This is a genomic window from Serratia silvae (genome assembly GCF_023282985.1).
Lineage (GTDB): Bacteria > Pseudomonadota > Gammaproteobacteria > Enterobacterales > Enterobacteriaceae > Chania > Chania silvae.
In genome coordinates this window covers 1-15,718 of record NZ_JAGQDC010000016.1, presented here as the reverse complement: position 1 = coordinate 15,718, position 15,718 = coordinate 1, and the positions used below count along the sequence as shown (strand labels likewise).

Sequence of the window (15,718 nt, the reverse complement as noted above, 5' to 3'; positions counted from 1 at the left end):
TGTGGATAACTCTGTTCACAACATATTTTCTGAGTCTGTATAACTGAACGAAAGTCACACCGGAAACGGTGTAGGATTGAATCTAAACTGGAGATAAAATTGGAGCGGGAAACGAGACTCGAACTCGCGACCCCGACCTTGGCAAGGTCGTGCTCTACCAACTGAGCTATTCCCGCATTGAGATGCTTGGTGCATCCGGCCAACAATTAACAACATGGCCTTTGAAGTTTTTGGAGCGGGAAACGAGACTCGAACTCGCGACCCCGACCTTGGCAAGGTCGTGCTCTACCAACTGAGCTATTCCCGCATTGAGATGCTTGGTGCATCCGGCCAACAATTAACAACATGGCCTTTGAAGTTTTTGGAGCGGGAAACGAGACTCGAACTCGCGACCCCGACCTTGGCAAGGTCGTGCTCTACCAACTGAGCTATTCCCGCGTCGCATGGGTACTACTTTAACTACTTTCTCTTCATCATGCTACATCAGCAGCATTGTTGAATTTGGAGCGGGAAACGAGACTCGAACTCGCGACCCCGACCTTGGCAAGGTCGTGCTCTACCAACTGAGCTATTCCCGCCCGGCGTAACGATGGCGAATGTTATGAAATTCTTCATCGGTACGGGGTGCGCATTATACGAGAAATCCTTTTTGCCGCAAGCCCCTGAAAGCAAAAAAACGCGAATTTTGTTTGATTGCTGCTTTAAGCACCGAAGTGGTGAATTAAGCGTCAGTAAGACGTTCAGGGGCGCTACGTGCGTTAAAGCTGAATAAAATGCTCGCGGTAATACGCCAGTTCCGCAACGGATTCGCGGATATCATCCAGCGCCTGGTGGGTGCCCTGCTTCTTAAAGCCTGGCAGGATCTCCGGTTTCCAGCGGCGCGCCAACTCTTTCAAGGTGCTGACATCCAGATAACGATAATGGAAGTAGGCTTCCAGCAGCGGCATATAGCGGAACAGGAAGCGCCGATCCTGACCAACACTGTTGCCACAGATAGGAGATTTACCCGCAGGTACCCATGCTTTCAGGAAAGCAATCGTCGCCAGCTCCGCAGCACGATCGTCATGCGGGCTGGCTTTAACCCGCTCCACCAGACCGCTGCCGGTGTGCGTGCGCACATTCCAGTCATCCATCAGCGCCAGTTGCTCATCTGATTGATGCACCGCGATCACCGGTCCTTCGGCAAGGATATTCAAATTGGCATCGGTCACCAACGTCGCGATCTCGATAATTCGATCGCGTTCAGGGTCCAACCCGGTCATCTCCAGATCGATCCAAATCAGGTTGTTTTCGTTTCCTGTCATGATTTTTCCTGCGTAAAAGCCGAAAGATAAACAAACCACGGGCAAACCCGCGGCTAATGCCAGCGTATATAGCGGCTATACCCTATGGATTTCAAGTCGCAGCCAGGCGACAAACTTACTCATCCCCAGGAGCTTACTTTTGTAAGTGACTGGGGTGACAAATCTGTCAGGAACAGATTTGAACGCTGCTTGCAGCGGCCCTAACAGGGCTAGGTCCACGGATGGACCTAGTAACCAAGTGCAGGTAACAACGCTGCGACTTGAAAGACGACGGGTATACAACGGTTATTTAATACAAAATAGCGTGTATCATAGCCTCTTTGCTCGCCCCGAGCGATAAATGCCGATTCAAGTGAGGCTCAGTGAGTAAGAACAAACTGTCGAAAGGTCAAGAACGCCGCGTACAGGCCAACCATCAGCGTCGCCTGAAGCGCACTGACAACAAGCCGGAGCTGGATGATTCCCAATTGGGCGAACCACAAGACGGGATCGTCATCAGCCGCTTTGGCATGCATGCCGACGTGGAAGCCGCAGACGGCGTCCAGCATCGCTGCAACATTCGCCGCACCCTACGTTCGCTGGTTACCGGCGATCGCGTGGTCTGGCGCCCTGGCGTAGGCACTCATGCGGGGGTCAAAGGCATCGTAGAAGCGGTGCATGAACGAACCTCGGTGCTGAACCGCCCTGATTTCTACGACGGCGTTAAACCGATCGCCGCCAATATCGATCAGATCGTCATCGTTTCGGCCATTTTGCCTGAACTTTCACTCAACATGATCGATCGCTACCTGGTCGCCTGCGAAACGCTGGAAGTCGAGCCGCTGATCGTACTCAACAAGATCGACCTGCTGGACGCCGAAGCGCGTAAGGGGGTCGACGGGATGATGGACATCTATCGCCATATCGGCTACCGCGTACTGGAAGTGTCCAGCCAGACCCGCGAAGGGATGGAAGCCTTTGAACAGGCGCTGGTCGACCGCATCAGCATCTTTGCCGGGCAGTCCGGCGTGGGCAAATCCAGCTTGTTGAATGCCCTGCTGCCGCAGACAGAAAAGCAAATTCTGGTAAATCAGGTTTCCGACGTCTCCGGCCTGGGGCAACATACCACCACGGCGGCACGTTTGTATCACTTCCAACATGGCGGTGATGTTATCGACTCCCCTGGCGTGCGTGAATTTGGTCTGTGGCATCTGGAGCCAGAGCAGGTCACCCAGGCCTATGTCGAATTCCGCGACTATTTGGGTGGTTGTAAATTCCGCGACTGCCGCCACGACACCGATCCGGGCTGCGCCATTCGCGCTGCGATGGAAAGTGGCGCGATAGCCAAAGAGCGTTTCGACAACTATCACCGCATCCTGGAAAGCATGGCGCAGGTTAAAACCCGCAAAAACTTCCCGGACGCAGATAACTGATCCATAGTGCGGGGTAGCGCTAATCGCCCCCCGCCCTTATATCCCCCTTTCAAGAGGTTAACGTGCTGGATAGCATCAAAATTAAATTACAGTATTGGCTGCCAAAACTGGCGTTAACCCGCCTGGCGGGCTGGGGCGCAGATAAAAAAGCCGGCTGGCTGACGAAGCTGGTGGTAAAAGCGTTCGCCCGCTATTACCGCGTTCAGATGCAGGAAGCACAGAACCCGGATTTAGCCTCCTATGCCACGTTCAATGAATTCTTCGTTCGTCCATTACGTGATGGCGCACGCCCGATCGTAGCGGAGCCTCACGTGCTGGCACTGCCAGCAGATGGTGCCATTAGCCAGCTCGGTGCGATCCGCGACGATCAGATTTTCCAGGCCAAAGGCCATAATTACACGCTGGAAGCCCTGTTGGCCGGCAACTATCTGTTGGCGGAGCCTTTCCGTAACGGCCTGTTCGCCACCACCTATCTGGCCCCAAGCGACTATCACCGCGTCCATATGCCTTGTGACGGCGTACTGCGCGAAATGATCTACGTGCCAGGCGATCTGTTCTCGGTCAACCCGCTGACTGCCGCCAACGTGCCGAACCTGTTTGCACGCAATGAGCGTGTGATCTGCGTATTTGATACCGCCTTTGGGCCTATGGTGCAGATCCTGGTCGGTGCAACTATTGTGGGCAGCATCGAAACCGTCTGGGCCGGTACCGTTACGCCACCCCGCGAAGGCATCATCCGCCGCTGGACCTACCCAGCCGAAGGCATGGAAGGCGCTATCCAACTGGTCAAGGGTGAAGAGATGGGTCGCTTTAAACTCGGCTCCACGGTCATCAACCTGTTCACACCCGGCAGCGTGCAGTTCGCTCCCCACCTGAACAACGGTACCGTGACCCGGATGGGCCAGGCTTTTGCAGAAACCGCTGCCGCTCCAGACGCAACCTTCGAAGGAAATTGATGCTGTGCGCCTGATTATCGCTTTATTGCTCAGCCTGCTACTGATCCAGTCGGTTCTCGCCGCTCCGATCCCCAATGAGTCCCAGTTACGGCAAGAACTGAAGCTGGCCGAGGGCAATAAAAACGCGCCTAATCAGGCGGAAACGGTTGAGGCGCTGCAAAGCGCCATCAACTGGCTCACCGAACGCCAAGAGTCGCAGAACAATTCCCAGCAGTATCAGAGGGTGATCGACGATTTCCCGAAGATGACGCAGGAACTGCGCCGCCAGCTCACGATTGAAGAAGCTAAAATCCTGCCCAACGGGGAAAACCTGCCCGCCAGCGATCTGGAACAGTTAATTCTGCAAACCAGCAGCCAACTGCTGGAACAGGCCCGCCTGTTGCAACAGGAGCAAGACCGGACACGCGAGATCAGCGACTCTCTCAGCCAACTGCCACAGCAACAAACCGAAGCCCGCCGCGCGTTAACGGAAGTGCAGCGCCGCCTGCAAGCTCAGGGTAACAGCCAAACCACACCATTGGCCTTGGCGCAGCTTGCCCTGTTACAGGCAGAGGAGGCGGCACGTAAAGCGAAAGTAGATGAGCTGGAGTTAGCACAACTCTCGGCCAATAACCGCCAGGAACTGGCGCGGATGCGGGCCGAAGTCTACAAGACGCGCCATGAAAAAATTGATGTCCAGTTACAGGCGCTGCGTAACAACCTCAACAGCCAACGCCAACGTGAAGCGGAACGGGCGCTGGAAAAAACCGAGCAATTGGCCGAACAGAATGGCGATTTGCCCGCCAGCCTGCGCAAGCAGCTACAAATCAACCGTGAACTTTCTACCGCGCTGAACGATCAGGCGCAGCAGATGGATCTGATCTCTTCCCAACAGCGCCAGGCCGCCGCACAAACGTTGCAGGTTCGTCAGGCACTGAGCACCATTATTGAGCAGTCCCAATGGCTGAGCGCCTCTACCGCGCTGGGGGAGACCCTGCGTGCCCAAGTTGCTACGCTGCCAGAGATGCCAAAGCCCCAGCAGTTGGACAGCGCCATGGCAGACCTGCGGGTACAGCGCCTGCGCTTTGAAAGCCAACTGGAAAGCCTGCCACAGCGGGCCAAAGAGTTTAAACAAGACGACGGTACCCCCCTGACCAGTGCCCAGCAGCGTATCGTAGATGCCCAGTTGCGCACCCAGCGTGACCTGTTGAATTCGCTGCTTTCCGGCTGCGATACCCAGATCCTTGAACTGACCAAATTGAAGGTGGCCAACACTCAGTTGGTCGAGGCGCTGAACGAAATTCAGGATGCGGCGCACCGTTATCTGTTCTGGGTGCCAGACGTCAGCCCCATGACCCTGTCGTATCCGCTGAATGTCGCGCAGGATCTGACCCGTGTGCTGTCACTGGATACCCTGACGCAGTTCAGCGGCGCCTTCGTGATGATGGTCACCAGCCGGGAAACCTTGGTCCCGCTGTTTGGTGCCGTGCTGTTGGTGATCTTCAGCATCAGTTCGCGCAAGCATTATCATGCGTTTTTGGCGCGGGCCAGCAGTAGAGTAGGCAAGGTCACGCAAGATGAATTCCTGCTGACGCTGCGTACCGTATTCTGGTCGATCCTGGTGGCCTTGCCGCTACCTGTATTGTGGGCAGCGCTGGGTTTTGGCTTGCAGAATGCCTGGCCGTATCCGGTAGCCGTCGCGATCGGTGAGGGCGTCACTGCCACGCTGCCCGTGCTGTGGATCTGTATGATCAGTGCCGCCTTCGCCCATCCGCAAGGGTTGTTCATCGTGCATTTCCGCTGGCCAGTGAAGCAGGTTTCCCGTGCCATGCGTTATTACCAGATGTCGATCTGGCTGATCGTGCCGTTGATTATGGCGCTGATCACCTTCGACAATCTCAACGATCGCGAATTCTCCAATACCCTTGGCCGCCTGTGCTTCATTCTGCTCTGTCTGGCGCTGGCGCTGGTCACCAATAGCTTGAAGCGGGCCGGTATTCCGCTGTATCTGGATAAGAAAGGTTCCGGCGAAAACCTGATCAACACCGCGCTGTGGGGGTTGTTGCTTTCCGCGCCGCTGATTGCCGCACTGGCTTCCACCGTCGGTTATCTGACTACCGCACAGAAGCTGCTGGCGCGCCTGGAGACCTCGGTCGCCATCTGGTTCCTGCTGTTGGTGATTTACCACATTATCCGCCGCTGGATGCTGATCCAACGCCGCCGCATCGCCTTTGACCGTGCCAAACAGCGCCGTGCCGATATTCTGGCGCAGCGTGCCAAAGGCGAAGAAGAGTCTTCTCATACCCCTAACAGCATTGAAGGTGCAATCGAGGTGGATGAGACGGAAATCGATCTGGATGCCATCAGCGCCCAATCGTTGCGGCTGGTGCGTTCGATCCTAACAATGGTGGCCCTGGTCTCGGTGATCTTCCTGTGGTCCGAGATCCATTCAGCCTTCGGCTTCCTGGAAAATATCAAGCTCTGGGATGTCACCTCCACGGTGAATGGCATCGATATCGCTCAGCCGATCACCATGGGAGCGGTGCTGATCGCCATCCTGGTGTTAATCGTCACCATGCAGCTGGTGCGTAACCTGCCAGCATTGCTGGAGTTGGCGGTGTTGCAGCATCTGGATCTGACACCTGGCACCGGCTACGCCATTACCACCATCACCAAATACCTGTTACTGCTGTTCGGGGCGATCCTCAGCTTTTCCTGGATCGGTATCGAGTGGTCGAAGCTGCAATGGGTGGTCACCGCGCTCAGCGTGGGCTTGGGCTTTGGTATGCAGGAGATCTTCTCCAACTTTATTTCTGGCCTGATCATTCTGTTTGAAAAACCGATCCGCATCGGCGATACGGTGACTATCCGTAACCTGACGGGCACGGTTACCAAGATCAATACCCGCGCTACCACCATTTCAGACTGGGACCGCAAAGAGATTATCGTGCCTAACAAGGCCTTTATCACCGAGCAGTTTATCAACTGGTCGCTGTCGGATACGCTGACCCGTGTGGTGCTGACCGTACCGGCGCCGGCAGAGGCGAATACGGAAGAGGTGACCAAGATCCTGATCAACTCGGCCGAACGTTGCTCACTGGTGCTGGATAACCCAACACCGGAAGCCTATCTGGTCGATCTGCAACAGGGTATTCAGATCTTCGAGCTGCGTATCTACGCCGCCGAAATGGGCCACCGTATGCCGTTGCGTCACGAGATCCACCAGTTGATCCTGGCCGGTTACCGTGAACACGGCATTACGCTGCCATACCCACCGTTCCAGGTTCGTACCGAGACACTATCGCGCATGACCAGTAATGGCCGTACGCCGCCTTCAACTCCAGCGCGTCACACCACGCGCCGCGAGTCGGGCGGGCTATAAATGCAAAGGGTTCGGCATGCCGAACCCTTTTTCATTGATGCGAAAACGTTATGCTCGGCTAACGGGAAACGCAATCACTTCGCTCAGGCTTTCGGCTCCCAGCGCCAACATCACTAAACGATCAACCCCCAGCGCTACACCAGCACACTCCGGCATACCATGCTTCAAGGCATCCAGTAGGTTGTTATCAATCGGGTGCTCCGGCAAACCACGTGCCACGCGTTTACGATTGTCCTGCGTAAAGCGCTGGCGTTGCTCATCGCCGTCGGTCAACTCGCGGAAACCATTCGCCAGCTCAAGGCCTTTAAAATAAACCTCAAACCGCTCTGCGACACGGTGATCTTCGGTACTGATCTCTGCCAGAGAGGCCTGAGAGGCAGGGAAGTGGTAAACGAATGCCGGTTTATCACGGCCGATATGAGGCTCAACGCCCACGGTAAACAGCAGTTGCAGCAAGGTATCGCGGTCTTCTTCCGTATCAGCAATATTGCTCAGATCGAGCTTGGCCGCAGCCTCACGCAGTTGTGCCTTCTCCGCCGACAGCGGATCGAGATCCAGATGGCGCAGGAACGCCTGCTGATAGGACAGGGTTTCGGCACTATCGCAATCCAGCACCTGTTGCAGCAGATCGTCCACCTCGTTCATCAGGCGGTACATATCATAGTGCGGACGATACCATTCCAGCATAGTGAATTCAGGGTTGTGATGCCGCCCCGCTTCTTCATTACGGAAGCTACGCCCCAGCTGATAAATCGGGCCGCTACCTGCCGCCAGCAGGCGCTTCATGTGATATTCCGGGCTGGTCATCATGTACAGCGTCAGGCCATCTGCCGCGCCCGGGCCGACGAAACGCGTCTGGAACGGAACCAGATGGATGTCAGTGACTGTCGCCTGGCTCATCGCCGGGGTCTCAACCTCCAATACGCCACGATCGGCAAAGAAACGCCGGATCTCAGCCAGTATCGCTGCGCGCTTCAACAAATTGGCGATGGGTGCACTTGGCTGCCAGCTTGCCGTTTCGCTCATGGTAATTACTCCGAAATCAAACAGGGGATGCAGTCTACTCGCATCCTCTCATGCAAACAAATTCTTGGCTATTGTGCCCGCTGGTCTACATTAAAATCATAAAAAACATATAAGCCATATAAACCACCAACAATCGCGTTAATCAAAGACAAAGGCGAGGCAACACCTTATTTTTGCAGGAATGCCTCTTGCGTAACGGTTAAAAGGCAAAACAATCGATCACATCAAATTTCTACTACTTAACTTTAGGTATAGTGATAACCCTATATTCGGTAACAGTTATCTATCCTTAATTTTTAGTCTAAAAAGTCGCTGAACAAACTTAGCACCCGAAGCAATTTTATAAATATTAAGCATAGATTATTAATTTGTCGTTTTAACAAGAATATTGGAGGAGTGCAGTGCAAACCTTTAACGCCGACCTAGCCATCATTGGTGCTGGGGGAGCTGGTTTACGGGCAGCCATAGCCGCCGCAGAAGCCAATCCCCAACTGAAAATCGCGCTGATATCTAAAGTTTATCCGATGCGCAGCCACACGGTAGCCGCCGAAGGGGGCTCCGCCGCAGTCACTCAGGATCACGACAGCTACGACTATCACTTCCAGGACACCGTAGCCGGTGGCGACTGGCTGTGTGAGCAAGACGTGGTCGATCACTTTGTTCACAGCTGCCCACGCGAAATGGCGCAGTTGGAGCAATGGGGCTGCCCGTGGAGCCGTAAGCCAGACGGTTCGATCAACGTGCGCCGCTTTGGTGGCATGAAGATCGAGCGTACCTGGTTTGCCGCCGATAAAACCGGCTTCCACATGCTGCATACCCTCTTCCAGACCTCGCTGAAGTATCCGCAAATCCAACGTTTTGATGAGCACTTCGTGCTGGACGTGCTGGTAGATGATGGCCAGGCGCGCGGCGTGGTGGCCATGAACATGATGGAAGGCACCCGCGTGCAGATCCGTGCCAACGCGATCATCATGGCCACCGGCGGTGCTGGCCGTGTTTATCGTTATAACACCAACGGCGGCATCGTCACCGGCGACGGTATGGGGATGGCGTTCCACCACGGCGTACCACTGCGCGACATGGAGTTTGTACAGTATCACCCAACCGGCCTGCCAGGCTCAGGTATCCTGATGACCGAAGGCTGCCGCGGTGAAGGCGGTATTCTGGTTAACAAAGACGGCTACCGCTACCTGCAAGACTACGGGATGGGCCCGGAAACCCCGTTGGGCGAGCCGAAGAACAAATATATGGAGCTGGGCCCGCGTGACAAAGTGTCGCAGGCTTTCTGGCACGAATGGCGTGCTGGCCGCACCATCGCCACTCCACGCGGCGACGTGGTCTATCTGGATCTGCGCCACCTGGGCGAGAAGAAACTGCTGGAGCGTCTGCCGTTCATCTGTGAACTGGCGAAAGCCTACGTGGGTGTCGATCCGGTCAAGGATCCGATCCCGGTACGCCCAACCGCGCACTACACCATGGGCGGTATCGAAACCGATCAGAACTGTGAAACCCGCATCAAAGGTCTGTTCGCCGTCGGCGAATGTTCCTCGGTTGGTCTGCACGGCGCGAACCGCCTGGGCTCCAACTCACTGGCTGAGCTGGTGGTGTTTGGGCGTGTGGCAGGTGAGCACGCCGCCCGCCGCGCACTGGAAAGCGGCCCCGCTAACGGCAGCGCGCTTGAAGCGCAGGGCCGCGACGTGGAAACCCGCCTCAGCAACCTGATGAAGCAAGAAGGCAGCGAGAACTGGTCGAAGATCCGCGATGAAATGGGTCTGTCGATGGAAGAAGGCTGTGGTATCTACCGTACGCCGGAGCTGATGCAAAAAACCATCGATAAGCTGGCGGAGCTGAAAGAGCGCTTCAAGCGCGTCAAAATCACCGACAACTCCAGCGTGTTCAACACCGATCTGCTGTACACCATCGAGCTGGGCTATGGCCTGGACGTTGCCGAATGTATGGCGCACTCGGCCTTCAACCGTAAAGAGTCTCGTGGCGCACACCAGCGTCTGGATGAAGGTTGTACCGAGCGTGACGACGTGAACTTCCTGAAACATACGCTGGCGTTCCATAACCCGAACGGTGCACCACGCCTGGAGTACAGCGACGTGAAAATTACCAAACTGCCACCGGCCAAGCGTGTTTATGGCGCAGCAGCCGAAGCGCAGGACAAAGAGAGAAAGGATAAGGAGCAGGCGAATGGCTGAGCTGAAAACCCTGAAAATCGAGGTCATGCGCTATAACCCGGAACGCGACGCCGAGCCGCATTTCGAGACCTTTAGCGTGCCTTACGATGAGCAGACTTCGCTGCTGGACGCACTGGGCTATATCAAAGATAACCTGGCGCCAGACCTGTCCTACCGTTGGTCGTGCCGTATGGCGATCTGTGGCTCTTGCGGCATGATGGTCAACCGCGTACCTAAATTAGCCTGTAAAACCTTCCTGCGTGAATATACCGACGGCATGAAGGTCGAGGCGCTGGGTAACTTCCCGATCGAGCGCGATCTGGTGGTGGATATGACCCACTTTATCGAGAGCCTGGAAGCGATTAAGCCTTACATCATCGGCAACGACCGCAAACCGGAAGATGGCCCGAACGTGCAGACCCCGGCGCAAATGGCGAAATACCACCAGTTCTCCGGCTGCATCAACTGTGGCCTGTGCTATGCCGCTTGCCCACAGTTCGGCCTGAATCAGGAGTTCATCGGCCCGGCGGCGATTACGCTGGCGCACCGTTATAACCTGGATAACCGTGACCACGGCAAGAAACAACGTATGCCGCTGCTTAACGGCCAGAACGGTGTCTGGTCCTGTACGTTTGTTGGCTACTGCTCTGAAGTCTGTCCAAAACACGTCGATCCGGCCGCTGCGATCCAGCAGGGCAAGGTAGAGAGTGCCAAAGACTTCATGATCGCAATGCTGAAACCGCAATAAGGGAGGGGAGACAGCAATGACAACACAACGCAAGCCCTATGTGCGTACCATGACGCCAACCTGGTGGCAAAAGCTAGGTTTCTACCGTTTCTACATGCTGCGTGAAGGCACTTCGGTGCTGGCGGTGTGGTTCAGCATCGTGCTGATCTACGGCGTGTTTGCCCTGAAGGGCGGCCCTGAGAGCTGGGCCGGGTTTGTCGGCTTCCTGCAAAACCCGCTGGTGCTGTTGATTAACATCATCGCCCTGCTGGCCGCCGCGCTGCATACCAAAACCTGGTTCGATCTGGCACCTAAAGCCGCCAATATCGTCGTCAACAGCGAGAAAATGGGGCCGGAGCCGATCGTTAAGGCGCTGTGGGCAGTGACGACCGTCGTCACCGTGATCATTCTCGCCGTAGCGTTACTGTAATCCGGAGGAAACATGATAAATCAATCACCTAAGCGCTCTGACGAGCCGGTTTTCTGGGGATTATTTGGCGCTGGCGGTATGTGGGGAGCGATCGTTGCCCCGGCTATCGTGCTGCTGATCGGCATCCTGCTGCCACTCGGCCTGTTTCCCGGCGAAGCTTTAGGTTATGAACGCGTCCTGGCGTTTTGCCAAAGCTGGATCGGCCGCCTGTTCCTGCTGCTGATGATCATTTTGCCATTGTGGTGCGGGCTACACCGTATCCACCATGCCATGCACGATCTGAAAATCCACGTGCCTGCAGGCAAATGGGTATTCTACGGCCTGGCTGCCATCCTGAGCGTCGTTACCCTGATCGGGGTCGTGACGCTGTAAGACCTCTGGCGGCCAACTCCCGTTGGCCGCCTATTCCGCTATGCCCACTCTGTCGACTACACTGTTTATCTGTAACTGAAGAACAGGAGTCATCCATGCGTTTTTGGTCAAAGCTTTGTGTCATATTTTCCGCCCTCGTTTCCGTTGCCTGCAGCGTGACACCACCGAAGGACGTCAAGGTCATAGATAACTTCGATAGCAAACGCTATCTGGGCACCTGGTACGAAATAGCGCGTCTGGATCACCGCTTTGAACGAGGCTTGGAGCAGGTTACGGCTAATTACAGCCCGCGCACAGACGGCGGTCTGAAGGTGATTAACCGGGGTTTCGATAGTAAAAAACAGCAGTGGCAGGAGAGCGAAGGCAAGGCGTACTTTATCGGTTCGCCGCAAACGGCATCGCTGAAAGTCTCATTCTTCGGCCCTTTCTATGGCGGCTATAACGTCATCGAACTCGATCCTGAGTACCGTTATGCGCTGGTTTGTGGCCCAAACCGCGACTATCTGTGGATATTGTCGCGCACGCCGACGTTGGAAACCGCCACGCGCGACAGACTAGTGCAAATTGCCAAGGGCTACGGCTTTGATACCGCAGCGCTCATCTGGGTCAATCAACAGCCCACTCATTGACTGCTGAATTTTAGCCCCAGTATCCCGGCTACAATCAGACACAGGCTGAGAATGCGCATGATGTTGGTCGACTCACCGAGCAGCACCATGCCCATTACCGCAGCGCCCACCGCCCCAATCCCGGTCCACACGGCGTAAGCCGTGCCAGCAGGCAGCGTTTTCATGGCATGCGCCAGCAACACCATGCTCACCACCATCGCAGCGACGGTAATCAAACTAGGGGTCAAACGGGTAAAACCGTGGGTATATTTCAGGCCAATAGCCCAGACGACCTCTAACAGGCCGGCGAAAAGTAAAATGATCCATGCCATGAAACTGGCTCCAGAACGGGTGGGGTCGTCCCCAGACAACAGAAGCGCAGGCGGGTCGTCCCACTTGGCTGATTGAACGCATTGATTATAGCCAACGACAGTGGCAATAAACAAGACGACTAAATGGGCATTCCACGGAAGGGAAAATTAAGCGTTGCCGTGGAATACCGTTGAACCCAAAGGAAATTACTCTGCGCTACGCTGGATTGCCTTGCCGCCAGCCTCAACATCTTTGCCCACGCCAGCGGTGGTATTGCAACCCACCAGCGATGACAGGATCAACAAGGAGAAAATGGCGATAATACTTTTCTTCAGCATAAGATTACCCTTATTTTTTATTAGTGGCTCTCTAAGCGTAGTAAAAATCAGGGGAGTTGCAGGAATAAACGGACTTTTCTGTATCATCCGATTAATGGTGCTAATTGATTTCAGCCAGTGCTACGGGAAATCGCGCCGCCTAGGTGTTGAACGTCTTCACCAAAACCACGGAAGGTATTGCAGCCGCTAAGAGACACCAACAACAACAGAGAGACCACGGCCAACAGCGTTTTTTTCATCATGCGGATCTGCCAACGTGTGACGGGAAGGGATAACAAAGAGGAACCACTGGAGTTCCCCTTTGTTGAAACTTATTTAACGCGGGAGACGTATTCGCCAGAGCGGGTGTCAACCTTGATCACTTCGCCAATCTGCACGAACAATGGCACTTTAACCACTGCGCCAGTGCTCAGGGTAGCTGGCTTGCCGCCGGTACCTGCGGTGTCGCCTTTCAGGCCTGGATCGGTATCAGTGATTTCTGCTTCGATGAAGTTCGGTGGCAACACAGCGATAGGACGGCCATCCCACAGGGTGACGATACACTCCGCGTTGTCCTGCAGCCATTTAGCCACGTCAGAAACGGTTTTCTCATCAACCTGATGCTGTTCAAAAGTCTCAGGGTGCATGAAATGGTAGAACTCGCCGTCGTTGTACAGGTAGTTCATGTTGGTATCTACTACATCCGCGCCTTCGCAAGAGTCGGTAGACTTAAAGGTTTTTTCAACGCGGGTGCCGGTCAGCAGGCGACGCATTTTTACACGCGCAAAAGCCTGGCCTTTACCTGGTTTGACGAACTCGCTGGATTCGACAGCGTAAGGTTCGCCTTCGAACATGATTTTAAGACCCGGACGGAAATCGTTGCTAGAATAAGTCGCCATGATGGCCCTCTGAAAATTTAAACTGGTAGCTTAGCCAAAAAAATGGCACACATTATAACCCAAAACACGGCGCATAGAGAAGATTGGTTGCATCAACTCGCCGATGTTATTACCGACCCCGATGAATTACTGCAACTTCTGTCACTAAATACGCACCCGGAACTGCCACAGGGGCGCGATGCACGCCGCCTGTTTGCGCTACGCGTGCCGCGAGCCTTTGCCGCGCGTATGCAACCCGGCGATGCCAATGACCCGCTGCTGCGCCAGGTACTCACCGCCAGCGCAGAATTCATCGATGCCCCAGGCTTCACGACCGATCCGCTGGATGAACAACGCAGCGTGGTGCCGGGGTTGCTGCACAAGTATCGCAACCGCGCCCTGCTATTGGTAAAAGGCGGCTGTGCGGTTAACTGCCGCTACTGTTTCCGCCGTCATTTCCCCTATCAGGAGAACCAGGGCAACAAGGCAAACTGGCTTCAAGCGTTGGAGTATATCCGTCAACACCCGGAACTGGATGAAATTATTTTCTCCGGTGGCGATCCGCTGATGGCTAAAGACCATGAACTCGATTGGCTGATCGGGGAACTGGAGGCCATCCCACACCTCAAACGCCTGCGTATTCATACCCGCTTGCCAGTGGTGATCCCTGCCCGTATCACCACCACGCTGTGCCAACGCTTCTCGGCATCGCGCCTGCAGGTGCTGATGGTCACCCATATCAATCATGCCAACGAGATTGACCCACCACTGCGCGCCAGTATGGCACAATTGCGTAGCGCCGGAGTGACGCTGTTGAACCAGAGCGTGCTGCTCAGGGGGATCAATGATAACGCTGATACGCTGGCTGCGCTGAGTAACGCTCTGTTTGATGCTGGGATCCTGCCCTACTACCTCCACGTGTTGGATAAGGTGCAGGGCGCTGCCCACTTTATGGTCAGCGACGACGAGGCTCGTGCGATCATGAAAAGTTTGCTGAGCAAGGTTTCCGGCTATCTGGTACCACGCCTGACCCGTGAAGTCGGCGGCGAACCCAGCAAAACGCCGTTGGATCTGCGCCTGATGCAAAGCTGAGTAGCCGCATGAATGCAAAAAGAGGAATGCCTGGGCATTCCTCTTTTGTTCTATACGGGTGCTTATGCCAGCGTTATGGGCACTTATACACCTGACCGATCATTTTGCTGTCCAGCGGTGCAAAACTTGAAAGCAGGTTCTGGCTTGGGCTAGTAGCACCGTAAATCACGTTGCCGCCCATTGCCGCTGCTTTGTTGCGCAGATCGTTGGCCGCACCGCGCATAGAGCTACCTTCACCACCACTCCCCGACAGCCAGTTGCTCTGAGTGCCGGTAACTTCGCCTACCAACTGGCATTCTGCGGCAGGCTTGGTGTCGGTAAATTTGACCTGTTGACCTGCGGCGGTCAGTTCATTGGTGCTGCTACACCCTGCCAGCAGCAGCGCTGCCGATAGACCCAGTAAGGCTTTAATCCGCATCTTGTTCCCCATATGATGTTGAGAATTACGCAAAAGCTTATCAGAAAGCGTTGCCATCTCTTAAGCATCCGTTGCCACCGGCCACTGGTGCCTGGTCAACGTCTTGAGCGACAGCTGATGAACTATCAGTTTACACGCTTAATAGATACGGTCTGCAAAAATATCATCAAATTCAGCACTGACGCATCGGTAGCCGCTGACGATGATAAAAACGGACGCAGCAATCAGCCCCCACACGAAGAGGGTAGTAAAAATCCGCCTTCATAGAAGGCGGCATTGCTTTGGCGCCCCGGAGGGGCGTACTAAGCTCGAACCCGTAGGG

At 55.1% G+C, this 15,718-nt stretch carries 16 protein-coding genes and 4 tRNA genes; 9 read left to right on the top strand and 11 right to left on the bottom strand.

Translation table 11 applies throughout. From position 1 onward, the window contains the following. Positions 1 to 100 precede the first annotated feature (100 nt). From KAJ71_RS17635 to orn, 5 genes are all read right to left on the bottom strand, one after another. Positions 101 to 176: transfer RNA gene (locus tag KAJ71_RS17635), tRNA-Gly, on the bottom strand. A gap of 55 nt (positions 177 to 231) precedes the next feature. Further along, positions 232 to 307: transfer RNA gene (locus tag KAJ71_RS17630), tRNA-Gly, on the bottom strand. Between the two features lie 55 nt (positions 308 to 362). Beyond that, a tRNA-Gly gene (locus KAJ71_RS17625) sits at positions 363 to 438 on the bottom strand. Positions 439 to 502: 64 nt separating this feature from the next. After that, positions 503 to 578, bottom strand: a tRNA-Gly gene (locus KAJ71_RS17620). A gap of 180 nt (positions 579 to 758) precedes the next feature. Next, complete coding sequence (orn, locus tag KAJ71_RS17615; protein ID WP_248946911.1) at positions 759 to 1,304, bottom strand: oligoribonuclease; 546 nt, start codon at positions 1,302 to 1,304, stop codon at positions 759 to 761. A 362-nt stretch (positions 1,305 to 1,666) separates the two neighbouring features. Between orn and rsgA the strand changes: the two genes are divergently transcribed. The 3 genes from rsgA to mscM all read left to right on the top strand — a co-directional run bounded on the left by rsgA (position 1,667) and on the right by mscM (position 7,033). Further along, positions 1,667 to 2,716 (top strand): small ribosomal subunit biogenesis GTPase RsgA, encoded by a 1,050-nt coding sequence (gene rsgA, locus KAJ71_RS17610; RefSeq protein ID WP_248946910.1) that lies wholly within the window; start codon positions 1,667 to 1,669, stop codon positions 2,714 to 2,716. A 62-nt stretch (positions 2,717 to 2,778) separates the two neighbouring features. After that, positions 2,779 to 3,672 carry an archaetidylserine decarboxylase gene (gene asd / locus KAJ71_RS17605; protein ID WP_248946909.1) on the top strand — a complete coding sequence of 298 codons (894 nt, stop codon included), beginning with the start codon at positions 2,779 to 2,781 and terminating at the stop codon, positions 3,670 to 3,672. A 4-nt stretch (positions 3,673 to 3,676) separates the two neighbouring features. Beyond that, on the top strand, positions 3,677 to 7,033 hold the full coding sequence (gene mscM, locus KAJ71_RS17600; protein ID WP_248946908.1) for a miniconductance mechanosensitive channel MscM: 3,357 nt from the start codon (positions 3,677 to 3,679) through the stop codon (positions 7,031 to 7,033). 48 nt (positions 7,034 to 7,081) lie between these two features. On the opposite strand, the gene epmA is transcribed toward mscM, so the two are convergent. Continuing rightward, positions 7,082 to 8,059 carry an elongation factor P--(R)-beta-lysine ligase gene (epmA, locus tag KAJ71_RS17595; RefSeq protein ID WP_021807574.1) on the bottom strand — a complete coding sequence of 326 codons (978 nt, stop codon included), beginning with the start codon at positions 8,057 to 8,059 and terminating at the stop codon, positions 7,082 to 7,084. Positions 8,060 to 8,460: 401 nt separating this feature from the next. On the opposite strand from epmA, the gene frdA reads away from it, so the two are divergent. The 5 genes from frdA to blc all read left to right on the top strand — a co-directional run bounded on the left by frdA (position 8,461) and on the right by blc (position 12,400). Further along, on the top strand, positions 8,461 to 10,263 hold the full coding sequence (frdA, locus tag KAJ71_RS17590; RefSeq protein ID WP_248946907.1) for a fumarate reductase (quinol) flavoprotein subunit: 1,803 nt from the start codon (positions 8,461 to 8,463) through the stop codon (positions 10,261 to 10,263). Further along, positions 10,256 to 10,990 (top strand): succinate dehydrogenase/fumarate reductase iron-sulfur subunit, encoded by a 735-nt coding sequence (locus KAJ71_RS17585; protein ID WP_024484774.1) that lies wholly within the window; start codon positions 10,256 to 10,258, stop codon positions 10,988 to 10,990. The genes frdA and KAJ71_RS17585 overlap by 8 nt, the downstream gene beginning before the upstream one ends. A 16-nt stretch (positions 10,991 to 11,006) precedes the next feature. Further along, entirely contained in the window at positions 11,007 to 11,399 is a 393-nt protein-coding gene (gene frdC / locus KAJ71_RS17580) for a fumarate reductase subunit FrdC (protein ID WP_248946906.1), read from the top strand. Positions 11,400 to 11,411: 12 nt separating this feature from the next. Then, positions 11,412 to 11,771, top strand: coding sequence for a fumarate reductase subunit FrdD (gene frdD, locus KAJ71_RS17575; protein ID WP_248946905.1), 360 nt, complete (start codon positions 11,412 to 11,414; stop codon positions 11,769 to 11,771). A gap of 95 nt (positions 11,772 to 11,866) precedes the next feature. After that, positions 11,867 to 12,400, top strand: a complete 534-nt coding sequence (blc, locus tag KAJ71_RS17570) for an outer membrane lipoprotein Blc (RefSeq protein ID WP_248946904.1) — start codon at positions 11,867 to 11,869, stop codon at positions 12,398 to 12,400. Here blc and sugE read toward each other — a convergent pair. The 4 genes from sugE to efp all read right to left on the bottom strand — a co-directional run bounded on the left by sugE (position 12,394) and on the right by efp (position 13,907). After that, positions 12,394 to 12,711, bottom strand: coding sequence for a quaternary ammonium compound efflux SMR transporter SugE (gene sugE / locus KAJ71_RS17565; RefSeq protein ID WP_021182101.1), 318 nt, complete (start codon positions 12,709 to 12,711; stop codon positions 12,394 to 12,396). The genes blc and sugE overlap by 7 nt on opposite strands. 186 nt (positions 12,712 to 12,897) lie before the next feature. Next, positions 12,898 to 13,029, bottom strand: a complete 132-nt coding sequence (locus KAJ71_RS17560; protein WP_248946903.1) for an entericidin A/B family lipoprotein — start codon at positions 13,027 to 13,029, stop codon at positions 12,898 to 12,900. 110 nt (positions 13,030 to 13,139) lie between these two features. Next, entirely contained in the window at positions 13,140 to 13,271 is a 132-nt protein-coding gene (locus KAJ71_RS17555; protein WP_248946902.1) for an entericidin A/B family lipoprotein, read from the bottom strand. A gap of 69 nt (positions 13,272 to 13,340) precedes the next feature. Next, complete coding sequence (efp, locus tag KAJ71_RS17550; RefSeq protein WP_248946901.1) at positions 13,341 to 13,907, bottom strand: elongation factor P; 567 nt, start codon at positions 13,905 to 13,907, stop codon at positions 13,341 to 13,343. A 42-nt stretch (positions 13,908 to 13,949) separates the two neighbouring features. Between efp and epmB the strand changes: the two genes are divergently transcribed. Beyond that, positions 13,950 to 14,978, top strand: coding sequence for an EF-P beta-lysylation protein EpmB (epmB, locus tag KAJ71_RS17545; RefSeq protein WP_248946900.1), 1,029 nt, complete (start codon positions 13,950 to 13,952; stop codon positions 14,976 to 14,978). A 73-nt stretch (positions 14,979 to 15,051) separates the two neighbouring features. Here epmB and KAJ71_RS17540 read toward each other — a convergent pair whose 3' ends face one another. Beyond that, a complete protein-coding gene (locus KAJ71_RS17540) occupies positions 15,052 to 15,396 on the bottom strand; it encodes a DUF4156 domain-containing protein (protein ID WP_024484770.1) in 345 nt (114 codons plus the stop codon). Between the last annotated feature and the right edge of the window lie 322 nt (positions 15,397 to 15,718).

What these genes read in the sequence shown, in the direction of transcription:
- orn (WP_248946911.1), bottom strand. Translation starts at nt 1,304, where the DNA reads ATGACAGGAAACGAAAACAACCTGATTTGGATCGATCTGGAGATGACC.
- epmA (WP_021807574.1), bottom strand. Translation starts at nt 8,059, where the DNA reads ATGAGCGAAACGGCAAGCTGGCAGCCAAGTGCACCCATCGCCAATTTG.
- KAJ71_RS17585 (WP_024484774.1), top strand. Translation starts at nt 10,256, where the DNA reads ATGGCTGAGCTGAAAACCCTGAAAATCGAGGTCATGCGCTATAACCCG.
- frdC (WP_248946906.1), top strand. Translation starts at nt 11,007, where the DNA reads ATGACAACACAACGCAAGCCCTATGTGCGTACCATGACGCCAACCTGG.
- frdD (WP_248946905.1), top strand. Translation starts at nt 11,412, where the DNA reads ATGATAAATCAATCACCTAAGCGCTCTGACGAGCCGGTTTTCTGGGGA.
- blc (WP_248946904.1), top strand. Translation starts at nt 11,867, where the DNA reads ATGCGTTTTTGGTCAAAGCTTTGTGTCATATTTTCCGCCCTCGTTTCC.
- sugE (WP_021182101.1), bottom strand. Translation starts at nt 12,711, where the DNA reads ATGGCATGGATCATTTTACTTTTCGCCGGCCTGTTAGAGGTCGTCTGG.
- KAJ71_RS17560 (WP_248946903.1), bottom strand. Translation starts at nt 13,029, where the DNA reads ATGCTGAAGAAAAGTATTATCGCCATTTTCTCCTTGTTGATCCTGTCA.
- KAJ71_RS17555 (WP_248946902.1), bottom strand. Translation starts at nt 13,271, where the DNA reads ATGATGAAAAAAACGCTGTTGGCCGTGGTCTCTCTGTTGTTGTTGGTG.
- efp (WP_248946901.1), bottom strand. Translation starts at nt 13,907, where the DNA reads ATGGCGACTTATTCTAGCAACGATTTCCGTCCGGGTCTTAAAATCATG.
- epmB (WP_248946900.1), top strand. Translation starts at nt 13,950, where the DNA reads ATGGCACACATTATAACCCAAAACACGGCGCATAGAGAAGATTGGTTG.
- KAJ71_RS17540 (WP_024484770.1), bottom strand. Translation starts at nt 15,396, where the DNA reads ATGCGGATTAAAGCCTTACTGGGTCTATCGGCAGCGCTGCTGCTGGCA.